The organism is Nocardia sp. NPDC051833 (assembly GCF_040681225.1).
Lineage (GTDB): Bacteria > Actinomycetota > Actinomycetes > Mycobacteriales > Mycobacteriaceae > Nocardia.
In genome coordinates this window covers 1,493,487-1,509,330 of record NZ_JBFAYK010000001.1, presented here as the reverse complement: position 1 = coordinate 1,509,330, position 15,844 = coordinate 1,493,487, and the positions used below count along the sequence as shown (strand labels likewise).

General features: G+C 70.6%; 20 protein-coding genes and 1 pseudogene. 10 read left to right on the top strand and 11 right to left on the bottom strand.

Going from position 1 to position 15,844, the window contains the following annotated elements; genetic code table 11:
- Positions 1-59 precede the first annotated feature (59 nt).
- A complete protein-coding gene (locus AB0L91_RS06700; protein WP_365007762.1) occupies positions 60-1,007 on the top strand; it encodes an alpha/beta hydrolase in 948 nt (315 codons plus the stop codon).
- Positions 1,008-1,014: 7 nt separating this feature from the next.
- Here AB0L91_RS06700 and AB0L91_RS06695 read toward each other — a convergent pair whose 3' ends face one another.
- The 3 genes and pseudogenes from AB0L91_RS06695 to AB0L91_RS06685 all read right to left on the bottom strand — a co-directional run bounded on the left by AB0L91_RS06695 (position 1,015) and on the right by AB0L91_RS06685 (position 2,574).
- Positions 1,015-1,596 carry a hypothetical protein gene (locus AB0L91_RS06695; RefSeq protein WP_365011346.1) on the bottom strand — a complete coding sequence of 194 codons (582 nt, stop codon included), beginning with the start codon at positions 1,594-1,596 and terminating at the stop codon, positions 1,015-1,017.
- Positions 1,597-1,717: 121 nt separating this feature from the next.
- A pseudogene (locus AB0L91_RS06690) lies at positions 1,718-1,993 on the bottom strand (alcohol dehydrogenase catalytic domain-containing protein); the annotation flags it as partial.
- A gap of 155 nt (positions 1,994-2,148) precedes the next feature.
- Positions 2,149-2,574, bottom strand: a complete 426-nt coding sequence (locus AB0L91_RS06685; protein WP_365007761.1) for a tautomerase family protein — start codon at positions 2,572-2,574, stop codon at positions 2,149-2,151.
- Positions 2,575-2,653: 79 nt separating this feature from the next.
- Here AB0L91_RS06685 and AB0L91_RS06680 point away from each other — a divergent pair, with 79 nt between their 5' ends.
- On the top strand, positions 2,654-3,247 hold the full coding sequence (locus AB0L91_RS06680) for a TetR family transcriptional regulator (protein ID WP_365007760.1): 594 nt from the start codon (positions 2,654-2,656) through the stop codon (positions 3,245-3,247).
- Positions 3,248-3,265: 18 nt separating this feature from the next.
- On the opposite strand, the gene AB0L91_RS06675 is transcribed toward AB0L91_RS06680, so the two are convergent.
- On the bottom strand, positions 3,266-3,811 hold the full coding sequence (locus AB0L91_RS06675) for a MarR family transcriptional regulator (protein WP_365007758.1): 546 nt from the start codon (positions 3,809-3,811) through the stop codon (positions 3,266-3,268).
- A 21-nt stretch (positions 3,812-3,832) separates the two neighbouring features.
- Here AB0L91_RS06675 and AB0L91_RS06670 point away from each other — a divergent pair, with 21 nt between their 5' ends.
- A complete protein-coding gene (locus AB0L91_RS06670; protein ID WP_365007755.1) occupies positions 3,833-3,970 on the top strand; it encodes a hypothetical protein in 138 nt (45 codons plus the stop codon).
- 88 nt (positions 3,971-4,058) lie between these two features.
- Positions 4,059-4,988, top strand: a complete 930-nt coding sequence (locus AB0L91_RS06665) for an AraC family transcriptional regulator (RefSeq protein ID WP_365007753.1) — start codon at positions 4,059-4,061, stop codon at positions 4,986-4,988.
- On the opposite strand, the gene AB0L91_RS06660 is transcribed toward AB0L91_RS06665, so the two are convergent.
- Entirely contained in the window at positions 4,971-5,582 is a 612-nt protein-coding gene (locus AB0L91_RS06660) for a class I SAM-dependent methyltransferase (RefSeq protein ID WP_365007752.1), read from the bottom strand. The two genes, AB0L91_RS06665 and AB0L91_RS06660, sit on opposite strands and share 18 nt — an antisense overlap.
- 118 nt (positions 5,583-5,700) lie before the next feature.
- Between AB0L91_RS06660 and AB0L91_RS06655 the strand changes: the two genes are divergently transcribed.
- Together AB0L91_RS06655 and AB0L91_RS06650 are read left to right on the top strand one after the other, a co-directional pair.
- Positions 5,701-6,762, top strand: a complete 1,062-nt coding sequence (locus AB0L91_RS06655; RefSeq protein ID WP_365007750.1) for a DoxX family membrane protein — start codon at positions 5,701-5,703, stop codon at positions 6,760-6,762.
- Positions 6,763-7,031: 269 nt separating this feature from the next.
- Entirely contained in the window at positions 7,032-7,322 is a 291-nt protein-coding gene (locus AB0L91_RS06650) for a hypothetical protein (protein WP_365007748.1), read from the top strand.
- 5 nt (positions 7,323-7,327) lie between these two features.
- On the opposite strand, the gene AB0L91_RS06645 is transcribed toward AB0L91_RS06650, so the two are convergent.
- Both AB0L91_RS06645 and AB0L91_RS06640 read right to left on the bottom strand, forming a co-directional pair.
- A complete protein-coding gene (locus AB0L91_RS06645) occupies positions 7,328-7,651 on the bottom strand; it encodes a hypothetical protein (protein WP_355276427.1) in 324 nt (107 codons plus the stop codon).
- A 19-nt stretch (positions 7,652-7,670) separates the two neighbouring features.
- Positions 7,671-8,156, bottom strand: coding sequence for a MarR family winged helix-turn-helix transcriptional regulator (locus AB0L91_RS06640; RefSeq protein WP_357343121.1), 486 nt, complete (start codon positions 8,154-8,156; stop codon positions 7,671-7,673).
- A 136-nt stretch (positions 8,157-8,292) separates the two neighbouring features.
- Between AB0L91_RS06640 and AB0L91_RS06635 the strand changes: the two genes are divergently transcribed.
- Positions 8,293-9,654, top strand: a complete 1,362-nt coding sequence (locus tag AB0L91_RS06635) for an MFS transporter (RefSeq protein WP_357344218.1) — start codon at positions 8,293-8,295, stop codon at positions 9,652-9,654.
- Between the two features lie 3 nt (positions 9,655-9,657).
- On the opposite strand, the gene AB0L91_RS06630 is transcribed toward AB0L91_RS06635, so the two are convergent.
- Positions 9,658-10,389 (bottom strand): helix-turn-helix domain-containing protein, encoded by a 732-nt coding sequence (locus tag AB0L91_RS06630; RefSeq protein ID WP_357343123.1) that lies wholly within the window; start codon positions 10,387-10,389, stop codon positions 9,658-9,660.
- 65 nt (positions 10,390-10,454) lie between these two features.
- Positions 10,455-11,192, bottom strand: a complete 738-nt coding sequence (locus AB0L91_RS06625) for a helix-turn-helix domain-containing protein (protein ID WP_365007745.1) — start codon at positions 11,190-11,192, stop codon at positions 10,455-10,457.
- A gap of 418 nt (positions 11,193-11,610) precedes the next feature.
- Here AB0L91_RS06625 and AB0L91_RS06620 point away from each other — a divergent pair, with 418 nt between their 5' ends.
- From AB0L91_RS06620 to AB0L91_RS06610, 3 genes are all read left to right on the top strand, one after another.
- Positions 11,611-12,195, top strand: coding sequence for a CHAP domain-containing protein (locus AB0L91_RS06620; RefSeq protein WP_365007743.1), 585 nt, complete (start codon positions 11,611-11,613; stop codon positions 12,193-12,195).
- 188 nt (positions 12,196-12,383) lie between these two features.
- Positions 12,384-13,532, top strand: coding sequence for a hypothetical protein (locus AB0L91_RS06615; RefSeq protein ID WP_365007740.1), 1,149 nt, complete (start codon positions 12,384-12,386; stop codon positions 13,530-13,532).
- A 161-nt stretch (positions 13,533-13,693) separates the two neighbouring features.
- A complete protein-coding gene (locus tag AB0L91_RS06610) occupies positions 13,694-14,413 on the top strand; it encodes a DUF1906 domain-containing protein (RefSeq protein WP_365007738.1) in 720 nt (239 codons plus the stop codon).
- Between the two features lies 1 nt (position 14,414).
- Here the strand turns inward: AB0L91_RS06610 and AB0L91_RS06605 are convergent, their stop codons facing one another.
- Positions 14,415-14,708 (bottom strand): hypothetical protein, encoded by a 294-nt coding sequence (locus tag AB0L91_RS06605; protein ID WP_365011203.1) that lies wholly within the window; start codon positions 14,706-14,708, stop codon positions 14,415-14,417.
- 207 nt (positions 14,709-14,915) lie between these two features.
- Positions 14,916-15,635, bottom strand: a complete 720-nt coding sequence (locus AB0L91_RS06600; protein WP_355276413.1) for a hypothetical protein — start codon at positions 15,633-15,635, stop codon at positions 14,916-14,918.
- Positions 15,636-15,844: the final 209 nt, after the last annotated feature.

The following is a 15,844-nucleotide window of genomic DNA, read 5'->3' as shown; positions in this document are numbered from 1 at the left end:
ACGGGGGCGGATTCGGCGGAGAGTTGATCCTGTCACCGTCAGCCGATCCGGAGGTCCCGATGTCGATCAGCATCACCGCCAACGCGGAGCGCCGGTTCACGGTCACGACCGGTGACGGGGTCGAGCTCGCGGTCCGCGAATACGGACAGCGCTACGCGGACCTCACCGTGGTCCTCCTGCACGGGCACTGCCTGCGCACCGAGTCCTGGACCGATGTGCGTGACACGCTGCTGCGCGAGCACCCCGGCGCGCGGGTCGTCTGCTACGACCACCGCGGCCACGGCGACTCGGCGATGGCACCGCGCCAGACCTACACCCTCGAACAGCTCGGCCGCGACCTGCACGATGTGCTCGACGCCGTCGCCCCGACCGGACCGGTCGTGCTGGTCGGCCACTCGATGGGCGGGATGACCGTGCTGACCTACGTCAGCCAGTACCGGGAAGAGATCGGCACCCGCATCGTCGGCGTCGGGCTGGTCGCGACCGCCGCGAACGGGCTCGCCGACGCGGGCTTCGGGCGGCTGCTGCGCAACCCGATCATCGGCGTCTTCCAGGCCGCCGTCCGGCGCGCGCCGCGGCTGATGCAGCGCGCGAAGCTGCTGGCCTGCAAGGTCTTCGCGCCGGTGGTGCGGACCGCCGAGTTCGGTGATCGCCAGGTCAGCGCGAGGGTGCTGGCGCTGGCCGAGGCGATGCACAACGCCACCTCGATCGTCACGATGGCGACCTTCCTGAGCTCCTTCAAGATCTTCGATCGCACCGACGCGCTGCCGACGCTGTCGACGATCCCGACGCTGATCCTGTGCGGCTCCGCCGATCTGATGACGCCGCCGTCGCACTCGATCGCCATGGCCGCCGCCGTCGACTACGCGGACTTCGTGCAGCTCGAGGGCGCGGGCCACTCGGTGATCCTCGAGCAGCCCGCGCAGGTCACCGACGCCGTCGCGCGTCTGGTCGCCCGCGCGAGCGCCGACCGGTTCGACGTCGAGAGCCTGGCGCTGGCGGCCTGATCCGCCGCTACGCCGACACTCCCAGCGGCGCCCGATGCAGGACGAGCTCGGTGGTGTGGGCGCGGTAGGCCGCGGGCGCGTCGTCCCAGTCGGCCAGCAGGGTGGTGACTTCCTCGGCCGGGAACCCGGTCTCGGCGACGAAGGCGAGCAGGTCCGGCAGGTGCGGGCGGACATGGGAGACAACGATTTTCAGCGCCGCGTCGGTGGCGTACATGTGCATCAGCGGCACCTTGGTGCCCGGCGCGAGGTAGTAGCCGACCGGCGTGCAGATACCGCCCGGACGCAGGGCGCGCAGGGCCGCGTCGACCCCGGTCGCGGTGGACGTGCCCTCGACGGCGATGTCGTACCGCCGGGGCGGGAGATCGGCCCGGCGCAGCTTGCCCTTGGCGATCGGATGCGCTCTGGCGCCGAGCTTTTCGGCGAATCGCGAGGCGTTCGGGCCGGTGATCGACGTAGTCGACGACCTCGGCGCCGTGCGCGACCGCCAGCCCGGCCGCGTACAGGCCGATACTCTGCGCGGCACCGCCGAGGACGAGCACGGAACCGCCGGGTCGCTCGGCGAGCGGGCCGACGACACAGCGCCAGGCATCGGTGAGGTTGTCACCGGCGGCGGCGACCCGCAGCGGGTCGACCCCGGCGGGCACTCGTACCAGCATGTGCTCGGCGAACGGGATGCGCAGCAGATCGGCGACCATGCCGCCCCACGGTCCGCTGGCCGGTCCGAAACCGAACGCGGCCAGTGTGCTGGTGCGGGTCGTCGCGCACTTGGCGGTCAGGCCGCGCGCGCATTCCGGGCACTCCCCGCACGACACCGCCCACGGCACGACCACGAGGTCACCGGGAGCGAGGCCGCTGACCTCGGCACCCACCGCGACGACCTCCGCGACGCACTCGTGGCCGATGGCGAACGGACCGCGGAACGGGACGTCACCGCAGATGCTCGCGACCACCGGATCGATGAATCCGGCCCGCACGCCGACCTGCATGGCCCGGGAGACGTGGCGGTGGATCGGCAGGGTGTCGCCGTCGCACCGGGCGGCGACGAACGGGCGGACGAGCGCGTCGCGTGGCCCTTCCAGGACCGGGTCGGGTCGTTCGCGCCAGGCCAGGTGGTGGGCGCGGACGAGGTGCAGTTCCCGCATCAGCCGCGGGCCTGGGCGGCGAGCGCTGTCAGTTCGGCGAAGCGGATGATGTTGCCCGCCGCGCCCCAGGTGCCTTCGGGCTGTTCGTGGATGAGGACCCAGACCCGGAGGGCGTCGGCCTCGGTGAGGCCGGCGGCGGCGAGGACGTCGTCGGTCACCTGCCGCACCAGACCGGCTTTGCGGCGGTCGGAGAGGGCGCCCGCGGGGACGGTGGCGTCGACCCGGAAGCGGGGCAGGTCGTCCTCGGCGGTGCCGAAGGCGCCTGCGGGCACCTCGTGGATCAGGCACCAGGCCTGGGCCCGGAAGAACGCCGTGTCGGGTGCGCCTTCCCAGGTGAGCAGGGTGGTGGCGAGCGTCTTCTGCAACTGCTGCCGGGCGGCGCCGGACAGGACGTCCGCGGGCAGCGTGAGCTGGATCATCGGCATGGGAACACCTCCTCTATAACGACTGTTATAAGTCTCGGACGGTACACTATGACGGTCGTTATGGCCAGGGAGGTGTGGGATGGCGCAGTCGGATGCGCGCGATCGCTTGGTGGCCGGTGCCGCCGACATGCTGCGGCGTCGCGGCTTGAACGCGACCAGCGTGCGCGAGCTGGCCAAGCACTCCGGCGCGCCGCTCGGCTCGACGTATCACTACTTTCCCGGTGGTAAGTCGCAGCTGGCGGCCGAGGCGGTGCGGCTGGCCGACGCGCTGACGGTGCGCAAACTGACGGCGGAGTTGTCGGCCGGTCCGGTCGACGGCCTGCGCGCATTCGTCGGCATGTGGCGAAAGATCGTGGTGGACAGCGATTTCCAGGCCGGTTGCCCGGTACTGGCGGTGTCGGTGGAAGACCAGCCCGACGAGGACGACGAACCGCGCCGCGCCGCCGCCGAGGCGTTCGGTCACTGGACCGTCCTGCTCGCCGATGCGCTGCGCGAGCACGGCGCGGCCGAGGACGCCGCCGAGCGAACCGCCACCCTGATCGTCGCCGCCATCGAGGGCACCGTCGCCCTGTGCCGGGCGCAGCGCAGCATCCGCCCACTCGATCAGACCGCCGAGGCGCTGGAAAATATCGTGCGGAGTGTCCTCGGCGCGGGCGCGGATCAGCCGAACTGAACTCGACCGAGTTCCTATTCAACTATTCGAATCAGTCGGTTCCCCGCGGACTTTTCCGGAGCCTTTTCCGGTGCCCGCCGACAATTCCGTCGTATTTCGGGCGATGCGCCCGAAGGCGTCGGCGACGGTATCGAGCGCGATGTCGGTGACGGGTTCGACGAAGTGGTCCCGAACTATTCTCTCGTGGCCGGGGAGGGCGGCTTCCACGGTCCGGCTGCCGGTCGGGGTGAGATGGGCGACGACGCCGCGGCGGTCGTGCGGGTCGGGCTTGCGCAGGACCAGATCGCGGGCTTCCAGGGCGCGGACCAGGTGGGTGAGCTGGCCGCGGGAGACGTGGACCCGGTCGGCGAGCACGCTCATGCGCAGGGCGTGCTGGGGTGCGCGGTGCAGGGCGAGCAGAATCCGGAATTCGGGAAAGCTCAGGTTGTGGCCCTGTTCCAATTGGCGGTTGACGACCTCGTCGAGATTGGACTTTCCGGCGAGGTAGGTGCGCCACGCCAGTCGCTCCCGTGGTGTCAGCTCGTTGTCGCTCTCGTGCGCCGAGCGGGAACGCTCGTCCACCATGGAGCGGATATTACCGCCTTGATGTCGATCACACCCGACGCGCCGAAGCTATTTGTCGGCACCGCGAACAGCGATGTCCGCGCGCTATTTGTTGAAGATTTCACTATCGCCGTGGCGGGGATTCCGGCCGCTCGGTTGGTGTGGGTCACTGCCATCTGAAAACCTTTGGCGCAGAGGTGATCTCGAGAGAGAAACCACCGGATTACCGTCCGAATCGCGAAATGTGTTGGGTCAGGGGGCATCTGAGATGTGCATTGGAGAGGACTGGGCACGACGGGTTTCGCAGGCCGTCGTCCCGGTCCTGGTGGAGTCCGGCGCCGAGCCGGGCTGCACGGGACGGATCGAATCACACCGGTTCCCCGGCTTCGATCTGACGATCCTGCGAGCCGGGCGGCAGACGCTGCGGCGCGCGCCGCGCGAGTCGGCGCCGCGCGGCGACGAACTGCTGGTGAGCATCCAGCTCGAAGGGACCGGGGAGCTCGCGCACGCCGGGCGGATCATCCAGGTCGGTCCCGGCGACCTGATCGTGTACCGCGCGAGCGAGCCCTTCCGGTGGGCCATGCCCGGCGAGTGGGCCCAGGTAGTGCTGCGGCTGCCCGCCGAGGTGCTCGCCGACAGCCCGGCGTTCCGCGCGGCGCTGCCCCTGCACATCCCGGCCTCCGGCGCGGGCGAGGTGATCGCCCGGTTCTTCGCCGGTGTCGTGGCGCTGCCGCAGCCCGAGCAGGCCGGGTCGCTGGCGGCGGGCGGGCTGGATCTGGTGCGCTCGATCGTCGCCGCCTCCGCCCGCCGGACGGTGGTGCGGCAGGCGCGGGTCCTCTCGCGCGGTCAGCTGCTGGTGTTCCTGCGCAGGCACTTCACCGATCCGCTGCTCACCGTCGACGGCATCGCGCGCGGCTGCCTGGTCTCGCGCCGGACCCTGCACCGCGCCTTCGCGTCGCTGGGCACCAGCCCGGCCGCCATGCTGCGCCGGATGCGGGTGCGCCACGCCCGCCAGCTGCTGCTGCGCGACCGGGCGCGGGCGGTGGCCAGGATCGCCGAGGCCAGCGGCTTCTCCTCGGCGCGGCAGTTCTACCGCGCCTTCCAGCTCGAGACCGGCATGACGCCGGGACAGTTCCGGGTGGTCAGGGCGACCTCGGTGCGGCTGCCCGCCCAGCCCGAGCTACCGATGAGCGCGTGAGCAGGCCAGCGCGGCCAGCGGGCGGACATCGCCCTCGGCCGGGCGCTGCCGCCGTTCCCGTTCGGTGAAACCGGCCGCGCGCAGCACCTCGGCCAGCTCGTCGACCGGCCAGCGATAGGCCGCGGTCACCTTGTGCGGGAACACCTCGACCTGCTCGGCGCTGTCGAAGAAGCCGAGCACCAGGCGACCGCCGGGCACGAGGACCCGGGCGAACTCCGCCAGGATCGCCGGCAGTTCGGCCGGGGTGAAGTGGATCAGCGAGAACCACGCGAGCACGCCGCCGATCGAGGCGGTCGGTGCGTCGACGGTGCGCAGGGAATCGACGCGGAACGGCACGTCCGGGTAGCGCGAGCGGGCGTGGGCGATGAACTCGGGGACCAGATCGACGCCGGTGACGGCGATGCCCGCCGCGTGCAGGAACTGGGTGAAGTGGCCGGGACCGCATCCCAGATCGAGGACCGGGCCAGGGGCGTCGGCGAGATGGCGTAATGCCAGGTCGGCGTCGTCGGGATGCAGGTCGGCGGGGCTGCCGAACAGGTCGATGTAGAGCTCGTGGATCGCGGCGTAGGCCGTGCGAACGGTGGTGTCGGACACGGCCTCGACGCTAGCGCGGTGTGATCGGATCGTTGTGTGGATCGTTTGTGGTGCGGGGTCCCGGGTAGTCGAATGGGGAGGAGCCGTTCTCCCCAGTCGTAGACGAAGGGATCAGACGATGCCGATCAAGCCAGTCCGCCGTGTTGCCCGCACCCTGTTGGCGGCGACATTCGTCGCCGGTGGTGTCAACGCGTTGCTGCATCCGAAACCGCGAGCCGCGGCCGCGGCCGCGCTCGCCGACCAGAGCCGGGGAAGCCTGCCCGATGCACTGGCCGCGCGGATACCCGACGACCCGGGCCGCCTGGTCAAGGTCAATGCCGTCACCCAGATCGCGGGCGGCGTGCTGCTGGCCAGCGGCCGCGCACCGCGCCCGGCCGCGATGGTGCTGGCCGCGACGGTGATCCCCGGCACCGTCACCGAACAGGACTTCTGGGCCGAGCCGGACCCGGATCGCCGGGCGGCCAAGCGCGCCGGGTTCCTCAAGGATCTCGGGTTGCTTGGCGGCTTGCTGATCACCGCGTCCGATACGGCGGGCAAGCCGTCGCTGGGCTGGCGGGCCAGGCAGGCGCTGTCGAGCCGGGAATCGCGGGTGGCGGCCGAGAGCGCGGCCATCGTCGGCGCGGCCAAGGTCAGGGGCGCGCACTTCGCCGAAGTCGCCGACGCGCGGGGCACGCAGCTCGCCGAGATCGCGCGCGATCGTGGCCCGCAGCTCGCCGAAGCGGCCCGGGAGCGCGGTGCGCAGCTGGCCGAGGTCGCCAAGGAGCGCGGCCCGGAGCTGGCCGAGGCCGCGCGGGAACGGAGCGTTCAGCTGGCCGAGGTCGCCAGGGAGCGTGGTCCGGAGCTGGCCGAGGCTGCCAGGGAACGGGGCGTGCACCTGGCCGAGGTGGCCCGGGAGCGTGGCCCCGAGCTGGCCGAGACCGCGCGGGAGCGGGGTGCGCATTTGGCCGAGGTGGCCAAGGAGCGTGGTCCCGCGCTGGCGGAGGTGGCCAGGGCGCGGAGCGCGCATCTTGCCGAGGTGGCCAGGGAACGTGGGCCGGTGCTGGCCGAGGCCGCGCGGGAGCGGGGCGCGCACCTGCTCGATGTCGCGTGGGCGCGGGGCGCGCAGGCGGCCGACCTCGTCCGCGAGGGGGCGGAGCGATTCGAGGAAGCGGCGCGGGAACGCCGGGCGGCCGCCCGCTGACCAGGGAGCCGACGGCCTCGGCTCACCTCGGGAGGCGCTGACCCGCAGCGGTATTCAGTCCGTCGCGGCGCGATGGCCCTGCCCCGAGATCCGTGGTCTGTCGACGATGCCCGGCCCGGCGGAGAATGAACACGGGTCGGGCCGTATCGCCGAAAAATGCCCGCCGAGAACCGTGCGAAATGGTCAATCCACGCGAATCGGGTTTGGCGGGTGTATTCGGCGTGAATACTGCATGTTCGCAGTGCTTTTCGGAGAGTGGGATTCAGCTGATGGTGTCCGGTCGGGAAACGTCCAAGTACGCAGTGCGCGCCGCCCTGGTGGGCGTCGCCATGACGATCGGGCTGCTCGGCGCGGCCGCGCCCGCCTCGGCGCTGCCCGGCTCGGGCTCGGCGACCGGTTCGGCCACGGGCTCGGCGGATCTGGCCTCGGGGTCGGCAGGCGGATCCTCGGGCGGCGCGGCCGCGGCGGGCGCCGCGGGTGCCTACCTGACCTGGCAGTCGGCGCAGTTCATCCAGAAGGCGATCCAGATGCTGCTCGCGGTGCCGCGTAATCAGCTGTAGGACAGCTACTTCCAGGCCCGCTCCCAGCGTTCCGCCGCCCAGTCCCGCACGTCGGGGCTGAGCGCGATCGCGGGCAGCAGCAGCGCGAAGCCGATGATCAGCACGGCCAGCCGGACCCAGACGCTGAGTTCGGCGACGGCGCGCAGCAGCGCGGGCAGGACGCAGATCACCGCGAGCACGACGAGGACGACGGCCGCGAGATTGCGGCCGGGGCCGGCGATCAGCGCGGCGCAGGTGCCGAAGCACAGGCCGAGGACCAATCCGCCGACGCCGACGAAGTAGTTGTCCCAGGCGAGCCAGCTCGGGCGGGTAGACCGTTGAGTGACCACGCGGCGGAGCTTAGCGCGCTCAGTCGTGCGCGCGCGGCGGTCTCGGCCACGGGTTTTCCTCGATCCGCTCGACCGAGTGGTTGAACTTCTGCATGAGCCTGCTCAATTCGGCGACGTCCTCGGCGTCCCAGTCGGCGACGACCACGCCGATCCCCGCAGCCCGGTGTTTCTGATCGGCGGCCAGGGCGGCCTTGCCCTCGGCGGTCGCGCGCACCTTCCTGGCGACGCCGCCCTCCGGATCGGGCACCCGCTCGACCAGATCCTGCTTCAGCATCGCGCCCACCTGCCGGTTGATGGTGGAGATGTCCAGCTGGAACGCCTCCGACAGTTCGCGCAGGCTCAGCGGTTCGCCCAGGTCGAGGCGGGTGAGGATGAGGAACGCGGAGCGGTCCAGCGCGAAGCCGGGGCGGCGGCGCGTCGTGGTGGGGAAGTGGCGCGAGATCAGGTTCAGCTCGAACACCAGGCGGGTGAACGGGGTGTCGTCGGCGGGGCCGGAATCGGACATGTGCCAACTATGTCGCGTGGATCACCGCGAATCCAAATTGTGTACTATACACATGCTGTGTACGGTGCATAACGTGTCCGTTACCGCAGCCGACGTCACGCCGGCCCCTCCCGAAACCCGCGGCGTCACGCCGGCCGTGCTCATCGCGGTGCTCAGTACCGTCGGTGTCGTCGTCTCGCTCATGCAGACGCTGGTCATCCCGATCATCCCGTCGCTGCCCGGCCTGCTGAACACCTCGGCGTCCAACGCCTCCTGGGTGGTCACCGCGACCCTGCTGGCGGGCGCGGTCTCCACGCCCATCTCGGGCAAACTCGGCGACATGTTCGGCAAGCGGCTGGTGCTCGTCGTCAATCTCGGCTTCATGATCGTCGGCTCGGTGATCTGCGCGAGCTTCTCCTCGCTGCTGCCCGAGATCGTCGGCCGCTCGCTACAGGGCGCCGCGGTGGGCGCGATCCCGCTGGGCATCAGCATCATGCGCGACGAGCTGCCCGCCGAGAAGGTCGGCGGCGCGATGGCCGTGATGAGCGCGACCCTGGGCGTCGGCGGCGCGATCGGGCTGCCGTTCGCGGCCGTCATCGCGCAGAACGCGAACTGGCACGTGCTGTTCTGGACCGCCGCCGGGCTCGGTGCGCTGTGCGCGGTGCTGGTGTTCGTCTTCGTGCCGGAGTCGCCGGTGCGCACGCCCGCGCGCTTCGACTTCGGTGGCGCGATCGGTCTGTCCATCGCCCTGCTCACGCTGCTGATCGGCATCACCAAGGGCGCCGACTGGGGCTGGGCCAGCGCGTCCATCCTGTCGCTGTTCGCCGTCTCGCTGGCGAGCTTCCTGCTCTGGGGTCTCTACGAACTGCGGCAGTCCGCGCCGCTGGTCGATCTGCGGGTCTCCGCGCGTCCGCGGGTGCTGTTCACCAACCTGGCCTCGATCGCGGTCGGGTTCGCGCTCTACGGCATGTCGCTGACGTTCCCGCAGCTGCTGATGGCGCCCGAGGCGACCGGCTACGGCTTCGGCCTGTCGATGGTCGTCGCCGGTCTGGCGATGGCGCCGACCGGTCTGGTCATGATGCTGCTCTCGCCGGTCTCGGCGCGGCTGTCGGCGAAGAAGGGCCCCAAGCTGACGCTGGCCCTCGGCTCGGCGGTGATCGGCATCGGTTACCTGTGCGCGGTGGTGATGATGGACAGCGTCTGGCAGATCGTGCTGTCGGCGGTGATCGTCGCCGGTGGCGTCGGCCTGGCCTACGCCGCGATGCCCGCGCTGATCATGGGCGCGGTGCCGATCAGCGAGACGGCCGCCGCCAACGGCCTGAACTCGCTGATGCGCTCGATCGGTACCTCCACCTCGGCGGCGGTGATGAGCGTGGTGCTCGCGCACATGACCATGCAGCTCGGCCCGCACGTGCTGCCCTCGCGCGAGGGTTTCCACACCGCCTTCTTCATCGCGATGGCGGGCGCGGCGGTCGCGATCGTGCTGACCGCCTGCATCCCGGTCCGCAAGACCGACTGACGCTCAGCCGGCCGGGATCGGCGCGTAGACGACCAGCGACCAGTCCCGGCGCGGCACCAGCGACGAGCCGAGCGAGTGCACGGTCATCGCGGTGGTCGCGCCGGTCGCCGGGTCGCGCAGATACATGACCGGTCCGTCGAGACTGTGCGCCCCGGCCGGGTCGGTGGTCCAGAACTTCGTCCACTCGGGCGCCTGCGCGCAGGTCTCGACGATCTCGGCGATCCGGCGCTCCGGGGCAAGGCCGGGTCCCATGAGCCGGAAACCGTAGATGCACATGTGGGTCTGCTCGTCCCAGTCCACCAGCGCGGTCTTGGCGCGCGGGTCGAGCAGCATCCACTCGAGCATCGAGGCGCCCGCCTCCAGGCCGGGGAACCACTGCCGCCACGCCGCGTTGGTGGCCACCACGTCGAACGTCGGGTGCATCTGCAGGCTGGCCGGATGGGTGATCCCGTCGAGCAACACCAGGTCGGCCGGGCGCACCAGGGGTAGCGGCACGGATTCGTAGCGGGCCGCGATCGCGAGCGAGATCAGGTGATCGCGCATCACATCGGGGACGGTGAGCGCGTCGAAGAGCGCGGTCAGCGCCTCGAGGGTCGGCGGCCGGGTGCCCTGCTCGATCTTCTGGATGAGCGCGGGCGAGATCCCCGCGACGGCGCTGAGCGCCGCGCGGGTCAGGCCCGCCGACTCGCGGCGTTCGCGCAGGTACCGGGCGATCGGCGGATGCGGATTCTCCAACGTCGCAGTTCCTCTTTCGGGCCGGTGGACTCGGGGCGGGCGGCCGGCGTGGCCATGGAAAGAGACTAGGTGGTCCCCTTCGGCACCATGACCACCAGCGACCAGGTGCGCTGTGGCAACGTGAAATCGAGATTGTGCATCGCCATCGCGAAGGGCTCGCCGGTGTCGACATGCCGGACCACCAGCTCCGGCGACTCGATGCCGTAGGGCGGCGGCGGCTCCGTCGACCACAGCGCCTGCCACTCCGGCGCCCGCGCGCACGACGCGATGAGCTCGTCGATCCGCGCCTGCGGCACCACGCCGGGGCTGATCACCCGGAAGCTGTAGACGCTCATGTGGATCTGCCGCTCCCAGTGCAGGACCACCGAGCGCGCCGCCGGGTGCAGCAGCATCCACTCCAGCAGGGTCGTGCCCGGCTCCAGCCCGGGGAACTGCCGGGCCCAGGCGTCGTTGACGGCGAGCACGTCGAAGGTCGGGAAGCGCTGCATGCTGGCCGGATACGCGAAGCTGTCGAGCAGGAGCTGATCGGTCGCCGAGACCTGGGCCTGCACTGGCGGCTCGGGTTTGTCGAAGCGGTGCGACAGCGACAGCGACACCAGGTGGTCGCGGATCAGGTCGGGGACCTGCAGCGCGTGGCACAGTGCCGTGAGCGCCTCCAGCGTGGGCGAGCGGGTGCCCTGCTCGATCTTCTGGATGAGCGCCGGTGAGACGCCGGCGAGGGTGCCGAGCGCCGTTCTGGTCAGGCCGGCCGTCTCGCGTCGTTCGCGGAGGTACCGCGCGATCGGCGCATGCGGGTCTTCCACGCGCGATCCCTTCGGGCAATCATTGGGACAAACTGGGACAGTCGTCTAGCTTGACCGACAGTAAAGCGTTCGCAAAAATTCTCACAGCCGGACGGGACAGCGACCGGCTGACTGTCCATCGCGGCACGGTGATCCAGGCCGGCGTACGCGCTGGTCAAGACTGTGTGTTCCGGAGCGGTACGTGTTCGCAACCACGTCCGCGCCCCGCGCGTGGACGTCGCCGGAGGGGACGGCACGCACGCTGGATGCGCGCCGAGAGCGCGGTAGCGAGCCGATACCCGGGTGGCGCAGGGGTCCACCCGGTGATCGTCTCCCGCCCGGCCCGCTCCGGAGCACACAAATTCGCTTCCCGATCCGGGAACCGCGACCGCCTCCGGTTCGTCTTAGAGGACAGAAGACAGATCGAAAGCGGGGGGCGATGACGCAACTGCAAGCCGAACGTACCGGTCGCCGGGGGCGCTGGGCGCTCGGCATCTCGGGATTGCTCGCGGCGACGGCGGTGGTCGTCGTCGGACTCGTGTGGTGGCAGCACGACTGGGGCGAGCAGTTCCCCGCGCTGGACAGCGAACACCTCGACGAACAGCAGATCGCCCTGGTCGACGTGCTGCGCCAGGAATACGACCGCCCCGGCGACGGCCCGAAGTACGCCGAGGGCGTCGAGGAGGCGTGGTGCGCCGACTTCGTCAGCTGGACGATGCGCGCGGCGGGCAGGCCGCTGGCCAATCCGAACTCCGGGTCCTGGCGCATCCCCGGCGTCTACACGCTGACCGAGTACTACCAGCAGGTCGGCCGGTTCACCCCCGGCAACGTCGGCTACCGGCCCCGGACCGGCGATGTGGTGCTCTACGGACCGGACAGCCCGCTCGGCCAGCACACCAACATCGTGCTGAAGGCCGAGGGCGACACGATCACCACGATCGGCGGCAACGAACTGGGCGGGGTACGGGTGCGGACCATCCGACCGGCCGAAACCGCTGATCTGGTCGGTTATGGGCGTTTCTGAAATCGATTGTCGCTCAAGACAACTGCCATGAACCTGGACGGCGGTACCACGCGGGTACCCGTACGATGGAAGCGGTGGCGCCCGGCAGCGCCCCGGCCGACCCCTCCGTCCTGCTTCCCCCTCATCGGCAGGACGGGGGAGTTGTGCCATTACCCGGGGGTTTCCCTCCGTCACGTACGGTGTCCGATGTGCGCGCGAAGGTGACCGAGGACGCTCGTCGAGACCCGAGGTGGATCGACTATGCCGATTTCGGCGAGCGCTTCGTCACCTACGCGGTGACCGAGGAGCGCATCGCCGCGGCGGTCGCGGGCATGACCGGACGCGGTGTCACGATCGGACCGTTCTCCCTCGGCCCCGCCGGGCTGGCCGGATTCGTCGCCGAGGGCACCCTCGGCACCCCCGCCGTCACCCGCAATCCCGGTGACGCGCTGGCCTTCAACGTCCGCGTACCGCTCACGCTGGCGGTCAACCTCGTGCTCGGCGGGCGCAAATTGCGCCTGGCCGCCGTGGTCGAGATCGGGCTGAACCTGCACGCGCGGACCGCGCAGCCGCTGCTGGTGGTGATCGACGTGGCTCCCGTGACCGCCAGGGATGTGAGCTTCACCCTGCGCGCCGAGGCCATCGACACCGCCTGGGAGATGCTGCTCGACCCGATCGCCGGTCTCGTGCAGCGCGAGGTCGCGAACCGGGTGAACGCCATCGTCGGCGATCCGAAGGTCCGCTCCGAGCGGGTCTTCGACATCGAGGCCATCCTCGACGGCTACCGCTCGCCGCACCGCAACGACACCGTCTTCGAGTGGATCGACTTCCGCGAGTTCGGCCTGCGGTTCTTCACCCACATCGTCACCAGGGACCGCGTGCACGACGTCGTCGCGCAGATGTCGGGCAGCGAGATCGTGGTCGGGCCGCTCTCGGAGGGACCGCGCGGCGCGGCCACGGTGACCGTGCGCGGCGCGATCGAGCAGCCGCGGGTGATCGATCGCGGGGTGGGCGCCCCGGGTGACCCGCGCGTGTTCGACATGACCCTGCCCGTCGGCCTCGATATCACCGTCGACGTGCTCAAGGCCAACCACTACCGCGCCGACCTGGAGATTCCACTGGTCCTCACGGCCAAGGCCGCCGAGCCGTTGCAGATCGTCATCGACGTGCCGCCGCCCGCGGTCGAGGACATCTCGATGGAGTTCACCGCCAAGGGGCTGCGCGCGGCCACGCTGGCCCGGCTGGCCGGGATCAAGCGGCAGGTGGTGGCGCAGGTCGTCGCCGTGGTCAGCACCGAGCTGGCCGATCCGTCGACCCGCACGATCGACGTGGGCGCGGCGATCGACAGCGCCACCTGACCCGTGTGACAGCTGGGACGAAAGTGACCTTTGGTTCTGGCGGTTCTCCTGTGGTTGTGGTGAAATGAGTGCACGTTCGAGGCTCCCGGCGCGCGGGATTCGGGGAAGGCGCGCCGGGCACGCTGCCGGTTGAGGGTCGGGTTGCGCGAAGGAGCTCTGCGATGCGTTCTGTTCCGGTGACCCGGCGGGAGTTCTTCGGATTCGCCGCCGCAGCGACCACGGTCGGGCTCGGCCTGGCCGCCACCTCCGCCGCGCCCGCGGCCGCCCAATCCTTCGGCACGCTGGTCGATTACGCCGCCGGGGTGCCCTCGGCAGAGTCGATCAAGGCAGCGGGGCACATCGGGGTGATCCGGTATGTGTCCGACCGCAGGCCCGGTGCGGAGTGGATGGAGGGCAAACCGCTGCTGGCGGCCGAGGTCGAGGACCTGTGGGCGGCCGGGCTGTCGATCGTGTCGAACTATCAGTTCGGCAAGGGCCCGACGGCCGACTGGCGCGGCGGCCTGGAAGCGGGCAAGCAGCACGCCGAGCGCGGCTGGGAATTACACACCGCCGCTGGCGGTCCCGACACCGCGCCGATCTACGCCTCCATCGACGACAACCCGTCCGAGGAGGAGTTCGACGAGATGATCGCCCCGTATATCGAGGGGTGGCAGTCGGTGCTCGGCGCCGACCTCGTCGGCATCTACGCCAATACCCCCACCATCGACCGCGCGCTCGACGCCGGGCTGGGTTCCTGGTTCTGGCAGCACAATTGGGGCACACCGAAGGGCTACGTGCACCCCGGCGCGCAGCTGCACCAGTTCGAGATCGACAAGCGCGACATCGACGGCATCGGCGTCGACCTGAATCGGGTGCTGGCCACCGACTACGGCCAGTGGTGAGCTAGGTCTGGCAGTGGCAGGTCGGCGCGAGCCGCAGGTCCGGCTCGTCGTCGGGGATGACCCGCAGCGTCGGCCTGCCCTCCGGTTCGGCGAGCACGCCCCGCCACGCCAGCAGTGACCAGCGGGACAGGCCGGACAGCGCCGAGCCCAGGCTCAGGAACGAGCCGGAGGAGATCGCCGAGCCGAACGAGCCGACCGAACCGACGGACAGCACCGAGCCGACACTGCCGATCGACAGGATCGAATACGCCGACCCGATCGACAGGATCGAACCCTCGGATCGATAGGACAGGATGGAGCGGCTGGACCGCCGACTGCTCCCCCGCCTCCCCGCGACTTTTGCCGGTCGCGGGGAGGTATCCGATTTTCGGCCGGGCTGCCGGTCGGTTCGGCTACCGCGGTCGGAGTTACCAGGGGAGTTACCCATGTACTCGCGAAATCGGTTGGCTCGGATCACGAGATACCTCATTCCTGACGGAGACTGGTACCTCTCGGTTTACACCTAGACGGTGAAGAAGCCCAGGGTCGGCAGGAAGTTGCAGGTGCGCGGGGCGGCGCCCTCGGCCTGCGTGGTCAGCGAACCGGAGACGACGGCGACGACGCGGCCGTGCCCGGTGCTGGCGATGGCCGACAGGGTGGCCGGGCCGCCGGGGTTGATCTTGGCCTCGTCGGTCAGCGTCTGGATCGCGGACTGGCGGGTGTCGAGGTTGAGCCACTGCACCGTCATCGGCGGGTTCTGCTCGGCGGTCGGCGCCTTGGTACCGAGCGCGGTGAACACGAAACCGGCCTGACCGGCGGCGACGCCGGGCGGGGGCAGCTGCGCCGGACCGGCGACCGCGAGCGCGGTGCCGACCGAGTCGGCGCCGTCGCCGATGCAGCCCTTGCCGATCGTCGGGTACAGGAACTGGGCGATGACCGGGCCGTCCTGCGGGATCTCCGGGCCACCGCCGCCGCTGCCGTCGAGGAAGGTGATGATCCGCTCGAGCGTCGACTTGATGGCGGGCGGCAGGTTCAGGGTGGCCAGCAGGGCGCGCGCCTGATCGAGCAGCGCGGTCTGCGGGCTGGCGACGTCGGCGGGGCCGGCGATCAGGCCCGCGACGGCGGGGGCGAAGGCGGCGAGCGCGTCGACCGGGACGCCCTCGGGCACCATCGGCACGCTGATCGGCGCGGCCTGCGGGGCAGGCGCCGGAGCGGCGATGGTCGACGCCGGCGCGACGAGCATGGCGCTTGCCGCAATGGCGAATGCGGTCGTTGCGATCCGCGATCCTCGGCTACGAAGCACTTGTCTAGCCGTCCTTACCTCGGTGTTGCGATGGGGCGAGGGGTGTCGAGCCCTTCGATGTCGGGGTCACTCTAAGGACATCGCTGCCGTGTTGTACAGCCGCCCGGCCGTCGGCGGCGAACCGGCGGCCGTGTTCATCGACGCTAACC

Coding starts and splice junctions, on each gene's coding strand:
- AB0L91_RS06610 (WP_365007738.1), top strand. CDS start 13,694: ATGCGTTCTGTTCCGGTGACCCGGCGGGAGTTCTTCGGATTCGCCGCC.
- AB0L91_RS06700 (WP_365007762.1), top strand. CDS start 60: ATGTCGATCAGCATCACCGCCAACGCGGAGCGCCGGTTCACGGTCACG.
- AB0L91_RS06675 (WP_365007758.1), bottom strand. CDS start 3,811: ATGGTGGACGAGCGTTCCCGCTCGGCGCACGAGAGCGACAACGAGCTG.
- AB0L91_RS06670 (WP_365007755.1), top strand. CDS start 3,833: ATGTCGATCACACCCGACGCGCCGAAGCTATTTGTCGGCACCGCGAAC.
- AB0L91_RS06655 (WP_365007750.1), top strand. CDS start 5,701: ATGCCGATCAAGCCAGTCCGCCGTGTTGCCCGCACCCTGTTGGCGGCG.
- AB0L91_RS06600 (WP_355276413.1), bottom strand. CDS start 15,635: ATGCTCGTCGCGCCGGCGTCGACCATCGCCGCTCCGGCGCCTGCCCCG.
- AB0L91_RS06680 (WP_365007760.1), top strand. CDS start 2,654: ATGGCGCAGTCGGATGCGCGCGATCGCTTGGTGGCCGGTGCCGCCGAC.
- AB0L91_RS06640 (WP_357343121.1), bottom strand. CDS start 8,156: ATGTCCGATTCCGGCCCCGCCGACGACACCCCGTTCACCCGCCTGGTG.
- AB0L91_RS06695 (WP_365011346.1), bottom strand. CDS start 1,596: ATGCCTGGCGCTGTGTCGTCGGCCCGCTCGCCGAGCGACCCGGCGGTT.
- AB0L91_RS06650 (WP_365007748.1), top strand. CDS start 7,032: ATGGTGTCCGGTCGGGAAACGTCCAAGTACGCAGTGCGCGCCGCCCTG.
- AB0L91_RS06665 (WP_365007753.1), top strand. CDS start 4,059: ATGTGCATTGGAGAGGACTGGGCACGACGGGTTTCGCAGGCCGTCGTC.
- AB0L91_RS06620 (WP_365007743.1), top strand. CDS start 11,611: ATGACGCAACTGCAAGCCGAACGTACCGGTCGCCGGGGGCGCTGGGCG.
- AB0L91_RS06685 (WP_365007761.1), bottom strand. CDS start 2,574: ATGCCGATGATCCAGCTCACGCTGCCCGCGGACGTCCTGTCCGGCGCC.